The sequence below is a fragment of the Winogradskyella pacifica genome (genome assembly GCF_013403915.1).
Classification (GTDB): domain Bacteria; phylum Bacteroidota; class Bacteroidia; order Flavobacteriales; family Flavobacteriaceae; genus Winogradskyella; species Winogradskyella pacifica.
On record NZ_JABFDI010000014.1, the window covers coordinates 18,346 to 37,568 of the forward strand.

Genomic DNA, 19,223 nt, shown 5'->3' on the forward strand with positions numbered 1-19,223 from the left:
TTGTTAAACTAGATTAATTAGAAAGTGAACTTCAACTATTCAAAAAAAGATAAACTCAAAAGTAAAAAACTCATAGAGCAACTTTTTACTGAAGGCAAAGCCGTAACCGCTTACCCTCTAAGATTAGTGTATCTTAAAACTGAGTTTGAAGATGGCTCACAACTAAAAACAGGTGTTTCTGTCAGTAAACGATTGCATAAAACAGCTGTTTCTAGAAATCAAATTAAACGGTTGCTTCGTGAAGCTTACAGACTTAATAAACCCCTATACTTTAACAATAGTTCTGTATCTTATGCGTTTATGATTTTATACCTTAGTAAAGATGGAACAACTTTTGATAAACTAGATCAAAGTATAAAATCATTGTTTAAAAAATTTTTAGTAAAAACTGAGCCATTCATAGAACCAACAGATGCTAATACTTCTGACAAATGAAATGCGTTTGTTTAAAATTTATCCTTTAATTGACACATGAAAAATCTTCTACATAAAAACGTATTATTTCCCGTATTGGCTGTGCTTATATTTTTTGGTACTACAGCTTTTAAAAATGATTTTTTTGAAATCGCGAAGCAAATAGAAATATTCACCACGCTATTTAAAGAAATCAACATGAATTATGTGGATGATACCAATCCTGGAGACTTAATGGATACGGCTATTAAAAGCATGTTAGACGATTTAGATCCTTACACCCAATTTTATAACGAACAGGACGTAGAAGCCTCTAGAATTAACAATGCAGGCGATTACACAGGTATTGGAGCTAAGGTATTAACATTAAAAGATAAATTGGTTATTGTTGAACCTTACCAAAATTATGCAGCAGATAAAGCTGGTTTAAAAGCAGGTGATGAAATTATTAAAGTAGATAAAGTTACCGTTGCCGATTTTAAAGATGACGCTGCCAACTTATTACAAGGAGCAGCAGGTACAGAAGTTTCTGTTACTTATAAACGTCAAGGTAAAACCAATACCGTAAAAATTATTAGAGAATCGCTAGAAATTAAAGCAGTTCCGCACTACTCTATGGTCGATGAAAAAACAGGTTATGTGGTGCTAAGAAAGTTTAATGATAAAGCCTCTTCTGAAACTATTAGCGCAATTAAAGCCTTAAAAAATCAAGGAGCTACGCAATTAATATTAGATTTAAGAGGAAATCCTGGTGGTTTATTACATGAAGCGGTTAACGTCACTAATATTTTTGTACCTAAAGATCAGTTAGTGGTAACCACTAAATCTAAAGTCAAAAAATACAATAAAACCTATTATACACAACGCGACGCTGTTGATACTGAAATTCCATTAGTTGTATTAATTGATGGTAAAAGTGCTTCGGCAAGCGAAATAGTTTCTGGTGCTTTACAAGATATGGATAGAGCTGTAGTTGTTGGTACACGTAGCTTTGGAAAAGGTTTAGTACAAAGACCAAAACCATTGACTTATGGTACACAAATGAAGATTACAATATCCAGGTATTATACACCATCTGGACGTTGTATTCAGGCCTTAGATTATTGGAATCGTGATGAAAATGGTAAAGCCACGAGAACACAACAAGAAAATTATAATGCATTTAAAACTAGAAATGGACGCGATGTATTTGATGGAGGTGGTGTAGAACCAGATATGGAGGTTGAGTTTTCTAAGCATACAACAATTACCAAAGCTATATCTAATGAAAATTTGGTTTTCAACTTCGCCACTGAGTTTTATTACGATAATAAAATAGAAGATTTAAAAAGCTTTTCACTGTCTGATTCGGACTTTAAAAAATTTAAAAACTACATAAAAGCAAGCGGTTTTAATTTTGAAACTAAGACTGAAGTTGCCTTACATGATGCCATAAGAATCGCTGAGGAAGAAGAACTAAAAGCGGTTATTAATGCAGAATACAACGATTTAACCCAGGCTTTACAAGCGTATAAATCCAATGCTATTGACGCCAATAAAACGCAATTAAAAGCGCTACTTACAGACGAAATAATTAAACGTTACTTTTACAGTGAAGGTTTATATACGTATTACACTGCTAATAATTCAGAAATAAAAAAAGGTTTAAGTATTCTTAATAATCCGTCTCAGTACGCAAGTATTTTGAGATAGCACATAAATTATTTATATTTAACCTCTTAAATTTTTTCTATAATTGAGAAAACTATTATAAAAACATGAAACCCCTAATTATCTTTTTATGCCTATGTTTTCAGCTCTCCTTTTCTCAAAAAGAATTGAAGCACGAAGTCTATTTTGAAACTGATCAACACGATATTCCTGAAACAGAACACAGCAGATTATTATTATTTTTATCTAAAATTGAAGATGTCGATATAGAAAAAGTAACTATATATGGTTTTACCGATGATAGAGGTAGTGATAATTACAATCTTGTATTATCTCAAAATCGTGCAGATGCTATAAAAGAAGTGTTTTCTAATAATGAATTTGACGAGTCAAAAATGACTAATGTTGATGGAAAAGGTAAAATATTAGTCAATATTATTAAAGAAAATGACCTTAACAAAATACGTGGTTTAAACCGTAAAGTTGAAATCGTTGTAACTCCTGTTTTTCCACCAAAACCTAAAGAAGAAAAGCCCGTAGTAGATAAAACTGAAGATTTATTAAAAGGTGATTTAAAAGAAGGCGATAAAATTTTACTCGACAATTTATTATTTAGAACCGGTTATAGCTATTTAACCAAAGAATCTAAAGTTGTACTCGATAGAATTGCAGAAATTTTAGTAGATCGTACCAATGTTTATTTCACTATAGAAGGCCATGTATGCTGTACACAAGGTGAAAGAGATGCCATTGATCGTAAGACTAAAAAACGAAATCTATCTGTGGCTAGAGCAAAATATATCTATGATTACTTAGTAGATAAAGGTGTTAAGCATTACCGTATGAAATTTGCCGGTATGCGAAGAAAACAACCTCTTGGAGGCGAACCTCAATTAGATAGACGTGTCGAAATTTTAGTGACGCGTATTTACGAAAAGAAGTAATTAAGATTTAATCATATTTATATGCGGAATACCATCTTCTAGGTACTCTTCTCCTACTTCTTTGAATTCTAAATTATTATAGAAGTTTTTTAAATACATCTGTGCGGAAATCCTAATAGTAGTTTCGTTATAATGCGTTTTAATAGCCTCTATAGAAGCCTTCATAATAGCGTAACCATATTTAAATTTTCGTGCTTTTTGTTGCACAACAACTCTACCAATACTAGCTTCTTCAAAATAATAGCCTGGTTTAAAAACACGTGTGTAAGCCACTAAGACATTATTGTCATAACCTAAAATATGAAGTGCTTTTTGGTCCTTTCCATCGATATCTTGGTACACGCAATCTTGTTCAACGACAAACACTTCACTTCGTAATTGAAGTGCATTATAAAGTTCTTGCGTCGTTAAGTCTTCGAATTTTTTTGTTATGATATCTAGCATTAATCTTGTACTATGACCTCTTTAGGATCTTCTTTATTAAACTCTGGTTGAATAGTGACATGGTTGATATTAAATTCGTCATGTAAGACCGTTTCAATATCTAAAAGCAATGCATTAAAATCTGTTGTAGAAATATCTTCTGTTAAGTCTAAATGCGCTTCTAAATGCAATTCATCGTCACTTAAATTCCATATATGAACATGATGTAGTTTACTAACTTTAGGTAGCTTATTAACAGTTCTTACAACATCTTTAATATTAATAGTATCTGGTGTAAACAGCATTAACATACCTGTAGATGTTTTTAATAGAGCGTAACCCACCCAAATTAAATACAAAGCAATTAATAAAGTTAATAAACTATCTACCCAAAACAATTGATAGTATTTCATCAATAATCCACCAATTAGTACCGCCACACTAGCCAACATATCTGTAAATAAATGCAAATACGCCGAACGCATATTGATATTATTTTTAGAATCTTTTCTTAATAATAAAACACTCAAACCATTTCCTATAATGGCTACAATAGCTAACCAAATAACTAAGTTAGATTCTATTTCTTGAGGATTATTAAAACGTTTTACAGCTTCAAAAATTAAGATAATAGCGACTATTATTAACGTACTAGCATTAACAAAAGCTGCTAAAATTTCGGCACGTTTATAACCAAAAGTTCTATTAATAGAGGCTTTCTGCTTTGATAAACGCGAAGCCACATAACTCACAATTAAAGATATAACATCGCTAAAATTATGTAAAGCATCACTTAGTAATGATAAACTACCTGAAACGAGTCCACCAATAACCTGAGCTACTGTAATAACAATATTTAATACTATTGATATTAATAGCTTTTGACCTCTTAAATCTTTAGGACTGTGAGAATGGTTTTGATGGAGATTCATTTGATATCAATTTAGAATTGATATTAACATGACGCCGGAATCTTATCCACACGGTTTTGATGACGACCACCTTCAAATTTAGTCTCTAAAAACGTATCTACCATTTTTATAGCTTGTGGTATAGACGTAAAACGTGCTGGGATACATATAATGTTAGCATTATTATGTAAACGTGTTAATTCTGTGATTTCATTCGTCCAACACACACCAGCTCTTACATGCTGATACTTATTAGCCGTCATAGCCACTCCGTTTGCGCTTCCACAAATAAGAATACCAAAATCTACTTTTTTAGTCTCTACATCTTTAGCAACTGGATGTACAAAATCTGGATAATCAACACTATCTAAACTGTCTGTTCCATAATTAGTAATAGTATAGCCTTTACTCTCCAAATGTTTTATAATGGCAAATTTGTAATCTGGGCCTGCGTGATCGTTTCCTATTGAGATAGTCATAATAAATTGTCTTTACTTATTAGACATCAAAGTTAATAATTGCTTACAATTAAGCATAACTTATAAGGGCTTACTTATTCATTAGTTTTAAGTTTGAAAATGAGATTTTAGATATAGCTTATTAACACTGTTGATAACTCTAAATAAAATGAAGTCTAATTGTTAATATCTGTTCACAACTATTGAAAACAAAAATTAGGATTATTCAGTTATTTTTCCAAACCAAAATTAGAACTTCATAACCTAATTAGTTAGCACTTTTTTTAAAATAAGTTATCAAACTAAAAAGATGTGAAATGAACAGTATTTTTAGAAATACATGTTAGTTAATTCTATTAACATTCGTTATTAACAGTTGTTAATAGCTTTTTAATTTAGCTTAAAAATGAAGCCTTTAGACGTAAACTTAATGTTAACTAAAATGTTGTAAAATGTAAACTACGACTATTCAAAATAAATCTTCAAAAAGTTATAGCCACTATTAACATACTATAATAACCACCATTTATTTTTTTAAATTTTAAAAGAAAACTGATTATATGTATATATATGTTCATAACTGTAAATTTTAAAAAAAATAAGATTTATGAATTTCTCTTTTAAAGTATAGTTAAGTTGAAATAATAAGATAGAATATGTTTCTCTTAAATAGAATAGGGAATAGGTATGTTGAGTCGCATTGTTAAATAGTACTACTCAAACCTTATACTTTTAGTTGAAGTATCACAGGTATTAATACGTTATTACTATTAATTTAACCTTAAAGAAACACCATTAAAAAATTAAAACGTAACTTTGTACCAAACTTAATAACCTCTCTTCGCTAAAGTTAAGTTTTAAATAAGTTGTTATTCTTAGACTTATTGCAAAATCTAAAGGATTTGTAAGCTTACATAGAATAACAAATACAATAAATAGATTACAATTATAAATGACAAAAAAGAAACACAGGAAACCTTCAAATAATAAGATTTCCAACCTTACAAATACAATTCTTAGTATTTTAAAAAAAGACAGAAACGCAACATTCAACTATAAACAAATTGCAGCAAAATTAGGCGTTAATGATGCCAGTAGTCGCAATCAGATTATAAAAAAACTTCAACAACTCAAAGCAAAAGAAGAGATTGAAGAAGTAGATCGTGGTAAATTTAAAGCAGTTGTTAACAACGAATATCATACTGGTATTTTAGATTTAGCAGCTAAAGGAAATGGTTATATCATTTCAGATGATTTTGAAGACGATATCTTTGTTGCTTCAAACAATATTAACAAAGCCTTAAATGGTGATGAAGTAGAATTCTACGCTTACAAACGAAAACATAGAGGCAAACAAGAAGGAGAAATCACCACTATTATAAAACGTGCAAAAACGGAATATGTTGGTACCATTCAAATTCATGATAAAAAAGGATTTGCCTTTGTTGTAGCAGATAGCAACAAAATGTACACCGATATTTTTGTGCCTATTAACAAAATTAATAAGGCAGAAGATGGTGATAAAGTACTGGTCTCTTTAGAAGATTGGCCAGAAAAATCAGATTCACCTAACGGAAAAGTGATTGAAGTTTTAGGGAAACCTGGAGAACACAGTACAGAAATCCATGCTATTTTAGCAGAATACGGCCTACCGTTAGAATTTCCAGAAGACGTTGAAGCCTTCGCTAATAAAATTGATACCTCAATTACAGCCGAAGAAATAGCGAAACGTAGAGATATGCGTAAAGATTTAACCTTTACCATAGATCCTAAGGACGCTAAAGATTTTGATGATGCCTTATCCTTTAAAGTATTAGATAATGGCTTATATGAGATCGGAATTCATATTGCAGATGTTTCGCATTACTTACAACCAGGAACAATTTTAGATGATGAAGCTTACGAGCGTGCTACGTCTATTTATTTAGTAGATCGTGTAGTGCCAATGTTGCCAGAAATATTATCTAACGGAGCCTGTTCATTGCGTCCACACGAAGAGAAATATACCTTTTCTGCAGTGTTTCATATGAATGATAAATGTGAAATTAAAAACGAATGGTTCGGTAGAACGGTAACCTATTCTGATGCCCGTTTTGCCTACGAGGAAGCACAAGCAATCATTGAAAATAATGCAACTATTAACGAAGTTGACGTTTTAAAGAACCCTGATAAAATAGATACTACAATTCCGGTTGAAGTTTCATTAACCGGTGCAGCATATCAAACGTCTGTAGAGGTCGCTCAGGCTACTATTAAAATGAACCAATTAGCTCGAAAAATGCGTACAGCACGTATGCGAGATGGTGCCATTTCTTTTGATAAAGTTGAAGTTAAATTTAACTTAGATGAAGAAGCAAATCCAATAGGTATTCACTTTAAGACCAGTAAGGATGCTAATAAAATGATTGAAGAATTCATGTTATTAGCCAACAGAAAAGTATCAGAATATGTTGGAAAACAAAAACCTGAGAAAACTTTTGTATACCGTGTACACGATGAACCAGACGAATCTAAACTAGCACAATTACAAACGGTTGTGGGGCGTTTTGGACATAAGTTAAATTTTAAAGATAAGGGCAGTATTGCATCGTCTTTAAATAATTTATTAAAAGATGTAGTTGGTAAAAAGGAACAAAATTTAGTTGATACGTTAACGATTCGTACCATGTCTAAAGCCGAATATACCACACACAATATCGGTCACTACGGATTAGCATTTGATTACTATAGTCATTTTACATCGCCAATTCGTCGTTATCCAGATGTTATGGCACACCGTTTATTACAACAGTATTTAGATGGTGAAAAATCGGCTAATCAAGAGATTTACGAAGAGAAATGTAAGCATTCTAGTAATATGGAATACTTAGCTACTAAAGCTGAGCGCGATTCTATTAAATACATGCAGATTCGTTTTATGCAAGATCATCAAGACGAAGAATTCTTAGGAGTTATTTCTGGTGTTACAGATTGGGGAATTTACATAGAAATTATTTCTAATAAATGTGAAGGTATGGTAAGTGTTAGAGATATGAAAGATGATCACTATCAGTTTGACCAAGACCAATATGCTATGATTGGGCAAAAAACCGGAACCATGTATCAGCTAGGTGATGAGGTTATTGTAAAAGTTAAAAATGCAGATTTAGTTAAAAAGCATTTAGATTTTTACATGATAGGTAAACCAGAAGCATAAATAGTTCAACTTAAAAAGGGACTTATAAATAAATTTTTAATAGATGATTCTTACGACCACTAATTCTATAGAAAACCATAATATCATAGATTATTTAGGTATTGTAACAGGTGTTGCCATAAACAAGCAAGCTATTGCCATGGGTTTTAGTATGTCTAAATATTACAATAAACTACAAGTTAGTATTGAGACTGTAAAAGAAGAAGCGTTTCAAACGTTACAAGATAACGCAGCTAAGCTTAATGCAAATGCCGTTGTGGGTATTAAAGTAGAAATTGAGTTAACAACCTCTAATTATGCAATGGTTTCTGTAACAGGAACTGCAGTAAAAGTTGCCGTTTAATGAAGACAAGTACAAAAGCTGGCATATACGTTTTTTTAATATTTGCCGTTATTTATGTGATGATCAGATTTAGTATTCAAGCTATTTTTGTAGATATTAATCAAATGGTATTAGCAGTATTATCTGCTGTATTCACCATTATTTTAACTCCCCAAAGACGGGTTGTAAAAAAGCAATCTGGAGACGAAATTCAGTTAAAATGGTTATTTATGAAAAGAGTATTTACCTTAAAATAAGGATGTTTTATGAAAAAGATAGGTTTAGTATTAACGTTAATTTGTACGTTATTTATTAATGCTCAAGATGGCATTGAAAAACAAGTTGGTGAATTTTCAACCGTAAAGGTGTTTGATTTAATTCATCTTAAAATGATGGCTTCTGATGAAAATAAAGTCGTCATTTCAGGTAAAAACAGAAATGATGTTGAAGTTGTTAATAACAACGGAAAACTTAAAATACGCATGAATCTTAGAGAAAGCTACGATGGTGACGATACGGTTGTATTACTTTATTTCACCAAGGTTGATGAAATAGATGCTAACGAGGGTGCAAAAGTGACAGTAAAGGAAACTATAAAGCAATACGAAATAGATTTAAGAGTACAAGAAGGAGCAGAGATTACGGCCGATTTAGAAACAACTTATGCTAATTTTAGAGCCGTTACAGGAGGTATTATTAATACAATCGGAAGTTCTAAAAATCAAGATATTTCAATTTATACTGGTGGCGTTTTTAATGGTGAAGATTTTATTACCGAAAAGACAGACGTTAGTATTAACGCAGCTGGAGAAGCTTATGTCCATGCTACAGAATCTGCCAATGCTAGAATTAAAGCAGGTGGAAATGTCTATATTTATGGCAAACCAAAACAAGTTGAAGAACGTACAATTCTTGGTGGTAAAATAAAACGTATGTAAGTTCCGTTGAGTTTCTTACATTTGTGTAAACCGCAAGTTTTACATGTTAGACGATATCTTAACAGCCATTCCCTTTGGAATAATTTTAGCCTTTACTATTGGACCAGTTTTTTTTGTACTATTAGAAACTAGTGTAACCAAAGGCATTACTAGTGCCATTATATTTGATTTAGGTGTAATTTTCGCTGATATTGTTTTTATCTTAGTTATTTTTAAAAGCACAGATACACTTTTAGAAAAAATAAAAGACGATCCAAAATTATTGGTCTTTGGTGGTACTTTATTGATTATTTACGGATTAATCAGTTTTATAAAAACCTCTAAATCGTTCCGATCTATTGTAAGAGAACATCATAGAATAGAGCTTCCTAAAAAGGATTATGGTAAGCTTTTTGTAAAAGGATTTCTACTTAATTTTATCAATATTGGTGTACTATTAGGCTGGTTAGGGTTTATAGTGATTGGAACTTCTATTACAACCTCTGAAAACGGCGTAGCTATCTTTATTATAACCATGTTAATAGCTTATTTTTTAACAGATCTGGTTAAAATAGCAGCTGCAAAACGACTTAAAAGTAAACTGACTCCACGACGAATTTTTAAGACCAAAAAAATTGTAGCCTTGGTTATTTTAGTTTTTGGGATTATTCTATTAAGTCAAGGTTTATTCCCGGATCTTTATGAAAAGGGGATAGAACAGATAGAGCTTGTTAATCCTATAGATTAAGCATTTCTATAATTTTTATTGACGTATAAAGTACGTACTGAAGTTATTTTATAATATTATTAGTAAATTCAACGCCATTGTATTTATGTTTAAAATAAGTTATAGAATGACATATAGACTACTACTAGTATTTTTTTTTATTTCCTTTTTTAGCATTAACGCTCAAACTACTAACACTACTGCTGAACTAAAAGAAATAGCTTTTTCAGAACTAATAAATGAATTAACCAACGGTAAAGATTCTATATTTTCTCTTAAAAATGCTATCGTTAAATTTGATAAAACAAAGAGTGAAAGGTATAGCTTATATGAATACAGATTTAAAGGGAAAAAGTATCCTACTGATACCATTCATATCTATAAAACTGTAAATTTTGATAATGTACGTTTTGAAAATAATACAAGTCCTTTAAATAATTATGGATTTGTTAATTTTAGCTTTCATAAACCTATTCAATTTACTAACACTTCAAATGTCATATTTTTCCATTGTAAGTTTAACGATACATTTACTCGAAATAGTTCTGTTGCTACGGATTCCAATATTTATAATTTATTTTGGTTACATAATTGTGTGTTTAACGCAGAGGTAGATATCTTGGATTTGGGAGAAAAAGGTGAATTTAATATTGATATAACCTATTGTACCTTTAATTATTCTGGCACTGATGATTATAGCTCTACTTTTAGAACACCTTTACTTCGAATAAGTATTTCGAAGGGTTCCGCATTTGGTTTCAATAAAAATATTATCAATTATAGTAATGCAACATTTAGTATACAAAGCTTTAATACTAAAGAAGTGTATTTTTCAAGGAATGAAATCCATTCTAAATTTTGGAATTACTTATTTCTTACTAATTCTGAATTTTTATCATTTATTAATAATACTATTAATACAGATTTACTTTTCGGTATTGACAAAATACAAGCTGAATATGAAATGCAATGGCCTATAACAAAGAATAAAATAATACCTGCTCATTATATATTTGCCAATAGTGAAAGCTTAAGTAGTATGAACAATAAAAAATATGATTCACTTTATACTAACACTAGAGTTACAGATGAATCGTATTATAAAAATGAATTGACTCTACTTAGTAAATTTCATTCTTATTTTAAAGATTTTCACGACAGACAGTCGGCAAACGATGTATACATCAAAATAAAGCAGTTAGAAACGGAGCGATTAGAACATCTTTATGAAGATGATAAATCATTTACAACCTACTTTGAAATGATTGTCAATCGGTTTTTGGAACGCTTTTCAGATTATGGAACAAGTCCTTCCAAAATAGTCATATCTTCCTTTAAAATTATTTTAATTTTTGCTTTTTTATTTCTGTTTTCAACTAATTCTTGGAATAAAATTAACCTCAATAGATATAATAAAGGCATCACACAATCCATCAATTATTTTACAACAGATGCTACTATTATTAAAGCGTATGAGATAGATGAGAATAAAATCCTTCAAAATTCTAATACAAAATCAGCATTAGTAACTAATAGAAATCACGTACCAAAAGTATTTTCATTTTTTTCGTTGTTATTTATAAATACTCAAACGAAACTAATTGAAATTAAATTATCGTTTTGGAACTATCTTAACGTTGTAAAAATTAGCTGGCATGAGTTATCATCATTCAAAAGAGTGGTTTATAGTTTTTTAATAGGAGTCCTAATGCTTGGGTATTTACTCATAAAGGTACTATCTATCTTATTTAATGCGCTAACACTTAGTATTAATTCGTTTACAACCCTAGGTTTTGGGGAAATTCCTATTAAAGGAATCGGTCGGTATTTAGCGATAGTAGAAGGCTTTATTGGTTGGATATTTCTAACCTTATTCAGTGTGACTTTAATCTCTCAAATATTAAGTTAGATTAGTAAAACACCTTATAGAAGTTGAAGATTTTTTGAAGTTACTAAAGCGATAAGTTTCAAATCTTGTAACCATTAATCTAAAATTTCTTAAAATTTAAAAAATAAAAAAAGCCTCTAAGAGAACTTAGAAGCTTTTTGAGGTGTCGAGCGGATTCGAACCGCTGTAGATGGTGTTGCAGACCACTGCCTAGCCACTCGGCCACGACACCCTTTATTCCTTTAAAAAAAGGAATCTCATCAATTTAAACTTAATTTAACGAGAGCGCAAATATAAAAATTATATACGTTATACCCTAAATAGCTTTACTTTTTTCGCTTTTGAGTCATTTTTATCGTAACCATCTCAACATCACCACCAATTGGCGGATTAATTTTACTAACTGCAACTGTAGCTTTAGTAATTAAGGCTTCTTCAATAAAAACACGATTCAAAATACGCTTGGCAACCGTTTCTAAAAGCTTAGAAGGTTTTGCCATTTCTTCTCTAACTATTTTATTTAGCAACACATAATCTACAGTATCACTCAATTCATCAGATGCTGCTGAGGTTTGTAAATTAGCCTTAACTTCAATATCTACTTTGTAATCACTACCAATAGCTGTTTCTTCTTTTAAACAGCCGTGATTAGCAAAGACTCTTATATTTTCAACTTTTATTATTCCCATATAGCAAAAATAATATAAAAGATATTAGAGCGCTTGCTTTTAGAACCAAGAACAAAGATTAAATTGTAGCTAATTGATAATTAGATATGTATTATTTAAAAATTGTATTAAGCGTCTTTAAAACCTGACCAATTAGTTTCTCGATAAACCTGAATTACTTTATATTAATTTGATTGTTAAATATTGGTCACTGAGCGAAGTCGAAGTGACATTTACAATAATTATGTAAAAAGATAAAACTCAAATAAAAACCGAATTAGCATCAGTTACCACTAATAAGTCTTGTCTCTTGGTTCTCGATTCTTACAGCGAAGCGATCTTTACGCTTTTCTAACTCGTAAACAAATCAAAAATGTTACTAATAGCACTAGTTTTAGCTTTATAAAACTCAGTATACGTACACTTTTTACAAGTAACTGATGTAAATTTTTTATTTTGAATATCAAAGATTTTAGAAAACGTACCACCAGTGGCTCGCATTTGGTCAACAGTATAGGTGTTATTATTGCATTTCGGACATTTATAGTTCATTTTAGTCTTCGGTTATTGATTCATACTATCAGACTAAAAAAGTAAATAAATGTTACAATTTGTTTAATTTTACCACCCGGAATAATGATGTTGAGAATTGTAGCTGTATAAGGATTTCACCTAACAGCTAATACCTAACAGCTAACACCTAAAACATGTCAGAAGAAAAAAAAGCACTCAATTTTATTGAGCATATTATAGAAGAAGATTTGGCTAATGGTTTATCAAAAGATAAGCTTCGCTTTCGTTTTCCACCAGAGCCAAATGGGTATTTACACATTGGTCATACCAAAGCTATTGGTATTAGTTTCGGATTGGGTGAAACGTATAATGCGCCTGTCAACTTAAGATTCGACGATACAAATCCTGCAAAAGAAGAGCAGGAGTATGTAGATGCTATAAAAAAAGATATTGCTTGGTTAGGTTACCAATGGGCGAATGAATTGTATTCGTCTGATTATTTTCAGAAGTTGTATGATTGGGCAGTTCAAATGATAAAAGATGGTAAAGCCTATGTCGATAGCCAAACGTCTGAAGAAATAGCACAACAAAAAGGAACTCCTACGCAAGTAGGAACAAATAGTCCGTATAGAAGTCGTAGTGTTGAAGAGAATTTAGATTTATTCAAACGTATGAAAGCTGGAGAATTCCCAGCTGGTACACATATTCTGCGTGCTAAAATTGATATGGAAAGTCCAAATATGCTCATGCGAGATCCTATGATGTATCGTATTATGCATACCGAACACCACAGAACAGGTAACGATTGGTGTATTTACCCGATGTACGATTGGACACATGGCGAAAGTGATTACATCGAACAAGTGTCACACAGTTTATGTTCTTTAGAGTTTAAACCACATAGAGAGCTTTATAATTGGTTTAGAGATCATATATACGACTATGCTAAGGAAGCGTTGCCAATGCCTCCAAAACAACGCGAATTTGCACGATTAAACCTAAGTTATACCATAATGAGCAAGCGTAAGTTATTACGTTTGGTTGAAGAAGGAATTGTTTCTGGTTGGGATGATCCACGTATGCCTACGATTTCTGGCTTACGTCGTCGTGGTTATACACCAAATTCCATTAGAAAGTTTATTGATAAAGTAGGAGTTGCTAAACGCGAAAACGTCATTGATGTATCACTTTTAGAATTCTGTATTCGTGAAGATTTAAACAAATCTGCGAATCGTGTGATGGCCGTTTTAGATCCAGTAAAAGTGGTGATTACTAATTATCCTGAAGATAAAGAAGAATGGTTAGAAGCTGAAAACAATCAGGAAGATGATTCTGCAGGCTTTAGAAAAGTACCTTTTTCTAGAGAAATTTATATCGAAAAAGAGGATTTTAAAGAGGAAGCAGGAGCTAAGTTTTTTAGATTACAACTTGGAGGCGAAGTCCGCTTAAAAAATGCCTATATCATTAAAGCCAATAGTATTGTAAAAGACGACAATGGAGAGATAACAGAAATCCATTGTACTTATGATGAAGACACCTCTAAAAAAGTAAAGGGAACTTTGCATTGGGTGTCTATAAAACATGCAATAACTGCAGAAATTAGAGAGTACGATCGTTTGTTTATGCACGAATCTCCAGATAGCGATAAGGACAAAGATTTTATGGAATATGTAAACCCGAAATCTTTAACATTAAAAACAGGTTATTTAGAACCTAGTTTGGCAGATGTTGAAGTAGGGGAGCAGTTTCAATTTCAACGTTTAGGTTATTTTAATGTCGATGATGATTCTACAGCTGAAAAATTAGTATTTAATAAAACAGTTGGATTAAGAGATAGTTGGGCAAAGCAAAAACCAAAACCTCAGGCTAATGAAAATCAAAACAAACCAAAGCCGAATCTGCAAAAACGTTCTGCTATAAGTGTTATTCAACAATTAGGGAAGAAATACACCAATTTAGCTGAAGAAAAACAACTAAAAGCTAAAGCTGAAATAGAAGTGCTTGCTAAAGATGTTAGTTATGATGAATTAGAGCCTTTATTTGGCACAGCTGTAAAAAAAGCAGGTACACGTATCGCAACTTTAATTGCGTTGAAAGTGATGCTTAAAAATGGCTTAGAAAGAAATGATGCTATTAACGAGTTTATTGAGAAGGCTAAAGCCGATAAGAATGAGGTTTTAGTTGCTGAGGCTTCAGATATTTAATATTTATATTTTCTTATTATTTTAATGTACCTACAAGGTTTTCAAATCCTTGTAGGTATTTTTTTAAAAAAATTAAATAATTTAAAGTAGTTTAGGGTGTCTAAATTTCAAATTCAAATACATGAAAAAAATTACGCTCATTCTAACGTTTCTTCTTATTGGAAATACCGTTTTTTGTCAGACTATTACTGGCAAAATTGTAGATATTGATAATAATCCTATTCCTTATGTTACACTTCAGATTGGTCCAAATTATGGAGTTATAACTAATGAGGAGGGTGTTTTTACACTAGAAACGGATAATTTTTCAGACTCGGATAACGTTTCAATTTCATGTTTGGGGTATAAATCATTAGAATTTCAACTTTCAACATTTACAAAACCAACATATGTTTTAGAAGATTCTATAAGTGAGCTTTCAGAAGTTTTTATTACAAACAAACTTTTGTCTATTGAAGAAATTTTGGAAAATGTGAGAGCAAATATCTCAAAAAACTATCCTGTAAATGATAATCAAAGGATTTTTATGAGAGAAAGCAGCAATTTTAATATTAAAGATTTCGACTTTGAAGTTTCAAAATCTTCCAATTTCAACAGAGCAACAATTAAAGACATTAATAAAAACTTTGAGACCATGAGTCAACTGATGGTCAATAATAATTCTAAGTTTTATGAAGATACACTATTAGACCTATTGCATATTGCAGATAGTACACAGAGTCAGATTATAAAAGCAACTAAATTAGTGAATATTGAAAAAGATTTATCCACCGATGCGGTGAATGGTAAATTAATTAAAAGTGTACTTAATGTGTTAGATTCTTCGGCAACCTACAAATTAAAAACAAGCATATTTACTATTGAAGATTCACTTAAAGTGGGGAAAATTATAAAGGAAGATTCTGATTCTAAAAAAGGAAAGACCACTGTAATTAATAATAAGGTATCTAGGATTATTAGAAACAATTCACTGGTAGAAAACTCAAATTTAGATTTTATATTCGAAGATAAAGGCTACGAGTATTCAATTGACGGAATCAGTTATCTCAACGATGAAGCAACTTACAGCATTAGCTTTAATCCCACAAAACGTTCAGCTAAATACACAGGTAAAATGTATGTAAACACGTCCGATTTTGCTGTTGTAAAGCTAGAATATGAATTTGCTGAAAATAGAACGGGTTCTAAAATGAATCTTAAATTTTTAGCAGGCTTTAAGTTCGAAGAAAATGCGTATCGTTCTACAGTGATTTTTAAAAAGAATGAAAATGCTGTTTATGACTTATATTTTATCAGTCAAGAAAATGGAAACTATGTTTATATCAACCGTTCGCTTAAATTTATTAGAAACAATACCGCTGAACATACCGATAAACAACAGTTAAAATTAAAGTTTATGATTGAACAAGATTATATAGCTAAAAGTGAATTATTCTTTATAAATAAAGGATCATTGCAAGGTGATTCAGCTTTTAAAATTACTAATGAATATCCAATAAGTTATATATCAAAATATGATTCTTCTATTTGGAAAGATTATAGTGTTCTTAGCCCTGTACAAGAAATTATAAATTATCAAACGAACTAATAAAGCTTGAGGTTTTAACAATTATTTGAGATAGACTGAATTTATAAAGACCTAACTTGAGATAAATAATGTTAATTATGGATAAATCACAAAAAATACTTACAAAAATCTCTATAGTAACTAGAGATATTGAAGAAAATTACCCAGAACTTCAAAAATATTTAAGCGAAACCAGAAGTACATTACCTCATGGCTCTAACAAAAGCGCGAGTGTAGATACTTCAGATTTAGAAAATTATCTCAATGAGTTAAAGGAAATTAGAGATAGATATAAAGAAGAAGGCCACTGATCATAATACATTTTTAACTATAAAAAAACCTCATAAAATTAATTATGAGGTTTTTTTGTACATTTAAAACAACTAACTAATCACACTATACTATGGAATTACCAATTAACTTTATTGCCATTCCCATTGCAGCTGTGGCTGCTTTATTTATTGGAGCGTTGTGGTACAATCCTAAATTTGGTTTCGGAATGGCTTGGATGCGAGAATCTGGAATGACAGAAGAGCGCATGAAAAGTGGAAATATTGCAATTATTTTTGGCTTAGCATTAGTGTTTGCTGCTATGTTGAGTTTTTTGTTAATGCAATTTACAAACCATCAATGGGGAGCTTTAAGCATGGTAGGAGCAGAGCCAGAATTAGCAAAACCATCTTTTGAAGCGTTTATGGCCGATTATGGAAATACATTTAGAACGTTTAAGCATGGTGCCTTACACGGAGCTATGTTTGGGATACTTGGAGCACTTCCAATTATTGGAACCATTGCATTATTCGAGAGAAAAAGCACTAAATATATCGCTATAAATGCTGGGTATTGGATTGTTACATTGACCGTAATGGGAAGTATTCTTTGCGGTTTATAACGAATTGAAATAAAAAAACCTCGAAAATTAACTTTCGAGGTTCTTTTATAATTTAATCTTCTATGAGTTCGACCTTTACTTCATCGTCAGGAATCTCTAGAGCCGTTTCAAAATTTGGTAAAACTTGTTTTGTTAAAGCTTCATTTTTTAATTGCTTAGCTTCAATAAACCACCAATACTTATCTGCTTCATTATAAATTCCTAAGAGGTAACTTTTAGAAGAAATACGTTGTCCGGACAGCACCATTTGATTGTAACCTTCAATAACACATCGAAACTGACCTTGTTCTTTAACAATTTCGGAAACACCGTTAATATCAGCTTTTTCAAACACAAAGCCTTGTGCTTTCATATTTTCAAAAGTAGATTCTATAACCTTTAAAGCAGCGTCTTTACCACCCATCATGTCTAATACCGATGGAAGTGTATGTTTAAGAACCGTTTCAAAGTCCATTTCTAAAGTTGCTTTAGAGGTTGTTTTAGCATCCTTTAAAGCGTCTGTTTTAGTTTGAGAAAATACATTTACGCTTGTCGCTATTAAAACAAATAGTAGTATCCTTTTGATATTATTCATCATCTTTCTTTTTCTGATTTTTCATGGCCTCACCAATTTGATTGCTCGCTGTAAAACTAGCGACCATATCATTTAACATTTGGCTTCCTGCTTGTGGAGAATTAGGTAAAAGAATTAAGTTACTGTTCGTTTCACTTCCAATAGCTTGTAAAGTATCGTAATGCTGTGTTACAACTATTAATGCTGAAGCTTCTTGACTGTTAATACCAACACGATTTAAAACATCAACTGATTCTTCTAAACCACGTGCAATTTCACGACGTTGATCAGCAATACCTTGTCCTTGTAGACGCTTACTTTCAGCTTCTGCTTTGGCTTTTTCAACAATTAAAATTCGTTGTGCATCACCTTCATACTGAGCCGCTGTTTTTTCTCTATCTGCAGCGTTAATACGGTTCATAGCTATTTTTACTTGTGGATCTGGATCAATATCAGTCACTAAAGTTCTGATAATATCAAATCCGTAATCCATCATAGCATCATTTAATTCCGCTTTTACAGCCAATGCAATATCATCTTTCTTCACAAAAACATCATCTAATTTCATTTTTGGGACTTCAGCACGTACCACATCAAAGACATAACTCGTAATCTGATCATGTGGATAATCTAACTTATAAAACGCATCGTAAACACGTTCTGTGACCACTTTGTACTGTACAGAAACTTTTAGTTTTACAAATACATCATCTAATGTTTTGGTTTCAATGATAACATCTAATTGTTGAATCTTTAAACTCAAACGTCCAGAAACCTTGTCGACTAATGGAATTTTCATATGTAAACCCGATTGACGAATACTGTGAAATTTTCCAAAACGTTCAATAATGGCAGCGGTTTGTTGCTTCACCATAAAGAAGGATGAAAACAATATAAATAATGCAATTAATAAAATTGGAACTAGGATAAATTGACCCATAATAAGTTTATTTAGTTAAAAAATAAGTGTCATTAA

At 31.2% G+C, this 19,223-nt stretch carries 20 protein-coding genes and 1 tRNA gene; 13 read left to right on the plus strand and 8 right to left on the minus strand.

Annotated elements, in window-relative coordinates; genetic code table 11:
* Positions 1-24: 24 nt before the first annotated feature.
* The 3 genes from rnpA to HM984_RS12585 all read left to right on the plus strand — a co-directional run bounded on the left by rnpA (position 25) and on the right by HM984_RS12585 (position 3,008).
* Complete coding sequence (gene rnpA / locus HM984_RS12575) at positions 25-435, plus strand: ribonuclease P protein component (RefSeq protein ID WP_179349406.1); 411 nt, start codon at positions 25-27, stop codon at positions 433-435.
* A gap of 36 nt (positions 436-471) precedes the next feature.
* A complete protein-coding gene (locus HM984_RS12580) occupies positions 472-2,106 on the plus strand; it encodes a S41 family peptidase (RefSeq protein WP_179349407.1) in 1,635 nt (544 codons plus the stop codon).
* A 65-nt stretch (positions 2,107-2,171) separates the two neighbouring features.
* The gene (locus HM984_RS12585) at positions 2,172-3,008 is read left to right on the plus strand and encodes an OmpA family protein (protein ID WP_115811647.1); all 837 of its coding nucleotides are present in this window, start codon (positions 2,172-2,174) and stop codon (positions 3,006-3,008) included.
* On the opposite strand, the gene HM984_RS12590 is transcribed toward HM984_RS12585, so the two are convergent.
* The 3 genes from HM984_RS12590 to rpiB are packed head-to-tail and all read right to left on the minus strand — an operon-like array spanning position 3,009 to position 4,821.
* Positions 3,009-3,452 (minus strand): GNAT family N-acetyltransferase, encoded by a 444-nt coding sequence (locus HM984_RS12590; RefSeq protein ID WP_179349408.1) that lies wholly within the window; start codon positions 3,450-3,452, stop codon positions 3,009-3,011. It abuts the gene before it with no gap.
* Positions 3,452-4,363 carry a cation diffusion facilitator family transporter gene (locus HM984_RS12595; RefSeq protein ID WP_115811643.1) on the minus strand — a complete coding sequence of 304 codons (912 nt, stop codon included), beginning with the start codon at positions 4,361-4,363 and terminating at the stop codon, positions 3,452-3,454. The genes HM984_RS12590 and HM984_RS12595 overlap by 1 nt, the downstream gene beginning before the upstream one ends.
* Before the next feature lie 23 nt (positions 4,364-4,386).
* Positions 4,387-4,821 (minus strand): ribose 5-phosphate isomerase B, encoded by a 435-nt coding sequence (rpiB, locus tag HM984_RS12600; RefSeq protein WP_115811641.1) that lies wholly within the window; start codon positions 4,819-4,821, stop codon positions 4,387-4,389.
* Between the two features lie 931 nt (positions 4,822-5,752).
* Here rpiB and rnr point away from each other — a divergent pair.
* The 6 genes from rnr (at position 5,753) to HM984_RS12630 (ending at position 11,871) form a co-directional block, all read left to right on the plus strand.
* The gene (gene rnr / locus HM984_RS12605; RefSeq protein WP_179349409.1) at positions 5,753-7,996 is read left to right on the plus strand and encodes a ribonuclease R; all 2,244 of its coding nucleotides are present in this window, start codon (positions 5,753-5,755) and stop codon (positions 7,994-7,996) included.
* 43 nt (positions 7,997-8,039) lie between these two features.
* On the plus strand, positions 8,040-8,339 hold the full coding sequence (locus tag HM984_RS12610; RefSeq protein WP_092466027.1) for a YbjQ family protein: 300 nt from the start codon (positions 8,040-8,042) through the stop codon (positions 8,337-8,339).
* Complete coding sequence (locus HM984_RS12615) at positions 8,339-8,575, plus strand: hypothetical protein (protein WP_179349410.1); 237 nt, start codon at positions 8,339-8,341, stop codon at positions 8,573-8,575. The genes HM984_RS12610 and HM984_RS12615 overlap by 1 nt, the downstream gene beginning before the upstream one ends.
* Positions 8,576-8,584: 9 nt before the next feature.
* The gene (locus HM984_RS12620) at positions 8,585-9,256 is read left to right on the plus strand and encodes a head GIN domain-containing protein (protein ID WP_179349411.1); all 672 of its coding nucleotides are present in this window, start codon (positions 8,585-8,587) and stop codon (positions 9,254-9,256) included.
* Positions 9,257-9,299: 43 nt separating this feature from the next.
* Positions 9,300-9,983, plus strand: a complete 684-nt coding sequence (locus HM984_RS12625; RefSeq protein WP_179349412.1) for a LysE family translocator — start codon at positions 9,300-9,302, stop codon at positions 9,981-9,983.
* A 106-nt stretch (positions 9,984-10,089) separates the two neighbouring features.
* On the plus strand, positions 10,090-11,871 hold the full coding sequence (locus tag HM984_RS12630; RefSeq protein WP_179349413.1) for a potassium channel family protein: 1,782 nt from the start codon (positions 10,090-10,092) through the stop codon (positions 11,869-11,871).
* A gap of 140 nt (positions 11,872-12,011) precedes the next feature.
* On the opposite strand, the gene HM984_RS12635 is transcribed toward HM984_RS12630, so the two are convergent.
* The 3 genes from HM984_RS12635 to HM984_RS12645 all read right to left on the minus strand — a co-directional run bounded on the left by HM984_RS12635 (position 12,012) and on the right by HM984_RS12645 (position 13,070).
* Positions 12,012-12,082 (minus strand) — tRNA-Cys (locus HM984_RS12635).
* Between the two features lie 94 nt (positions 12,083-12,176).
* On the minus strand, positions 12,177-12,539 hold the full coding sequence (gene folB, locus HM984_RS12640) for a dihydroneopterin aldolase (RefSeq protein WP_179349414.1): 363 nt from the start codon (positions 12,537-12,539) through the stop codon (positions 12,177-12,179).
* Between the two features lie 330 nt (positions 12,540-12,869).
* Positions 12,870-13,070 (minus strand): zinc ribbon domain-containing protein, encoded by a 201-nt coding sequence (locus HM984_RS12645; protein WP_115811628.1) that lies wholly within the window; start codon positions 13,068-13,070, stop codon positions 12,870-12,872.
* Between the two features lie 155 nt (positions 13,071-13,225).
* Between HM984_RS12645 and HM984_RS12650 the strand changes: the two genes are divergently transcribed.
* From HM984_RS12650 to HM984_RS12665, 4 genes are all read left to right on the plus strand, one after another.
* On the plus strand, positions 13,226-15,235 hold the full coding sequence (locus HM984_RS12650) for a glutamine--tRNA ligase/YqeY domain fusion protein (RefSeq protein ID WP_179349415.1): 2,010 nt from the start codon (positions 13,226-13,228) through the stop codon (positions 15,233-15,235).
* A 121-nt stretch (positions 15,236-15,356) separates the two neighbouring features.
* Positions 15,357-16,823, plus strand: a complete 1,467-nt coding sequence (locus HM984_RS12655) for a carboxypeptidase-like regulatory domain-containing protein (RefSeq protein ID WP_179349416.1) — start codon at positions 15,357-15,359, stop codon at positions 16,821-16,823.
* A 77-nt stretch (positions 16,824-16,900) separates the two neighbouring features.
* Positions 16,901-17,113, plus strand: coding sequence for a hypothetical protein (locus HM984_RS12660; protein WP_179349417.1), 213 nt, complete (start codon positions 16,901-16,903; stop codon positions 17,111-17,113).
* Between the two features lie 92 nt (positions 17,114-17,205).
* On the plus strand, positions 17,206-17,694 hold the full coding sequence (locus tag HM984_RS12665) for a DUF1761 domain-containing protein (RefSeq protein ID WP_020896412.1): 489 nt from the start codon (positions 17,206-17,208) through the stop codon (positions 17,692-17,694).
* Between the two features lie 52 nt (positions 17,695-17,746).
* On the opposite strand, the gene HM984_RS12670 is transcribed toward HM984_RS12665, so the two are convergent.
* Both HM984_RS12670 and HM984_RS12675 read right to left on the minus strand, forming a co-directional pair.
* Positions 17,747-18,268, minus strand: coding sequence for a hypothetical protein (locus HM984_RS12670; RefSeq protein WP_179349418.1), 522 nt, complete (start codon positions 18,266-18,268; stop codon positions 17,747-17,749).
* The gene (locus tag HM984_RS12675) at positions 18,261-19,187 is read right to left on the minus strand and encodes an SPFH domain-containing protein (protein ID WP_020896410.1); all 927 of its coding nucleotides are present in this window, start codon (positions 19,185-19,187) and stop codon (positions 18,261-18,263) included. The genes HM984_RS12670 and HM984_RS12675 overlap by 8 nt, the downstream gene beginning before the upstream one ends.
* Positions 19,188-19,223 lie beyond the last annotated feature (36 nt).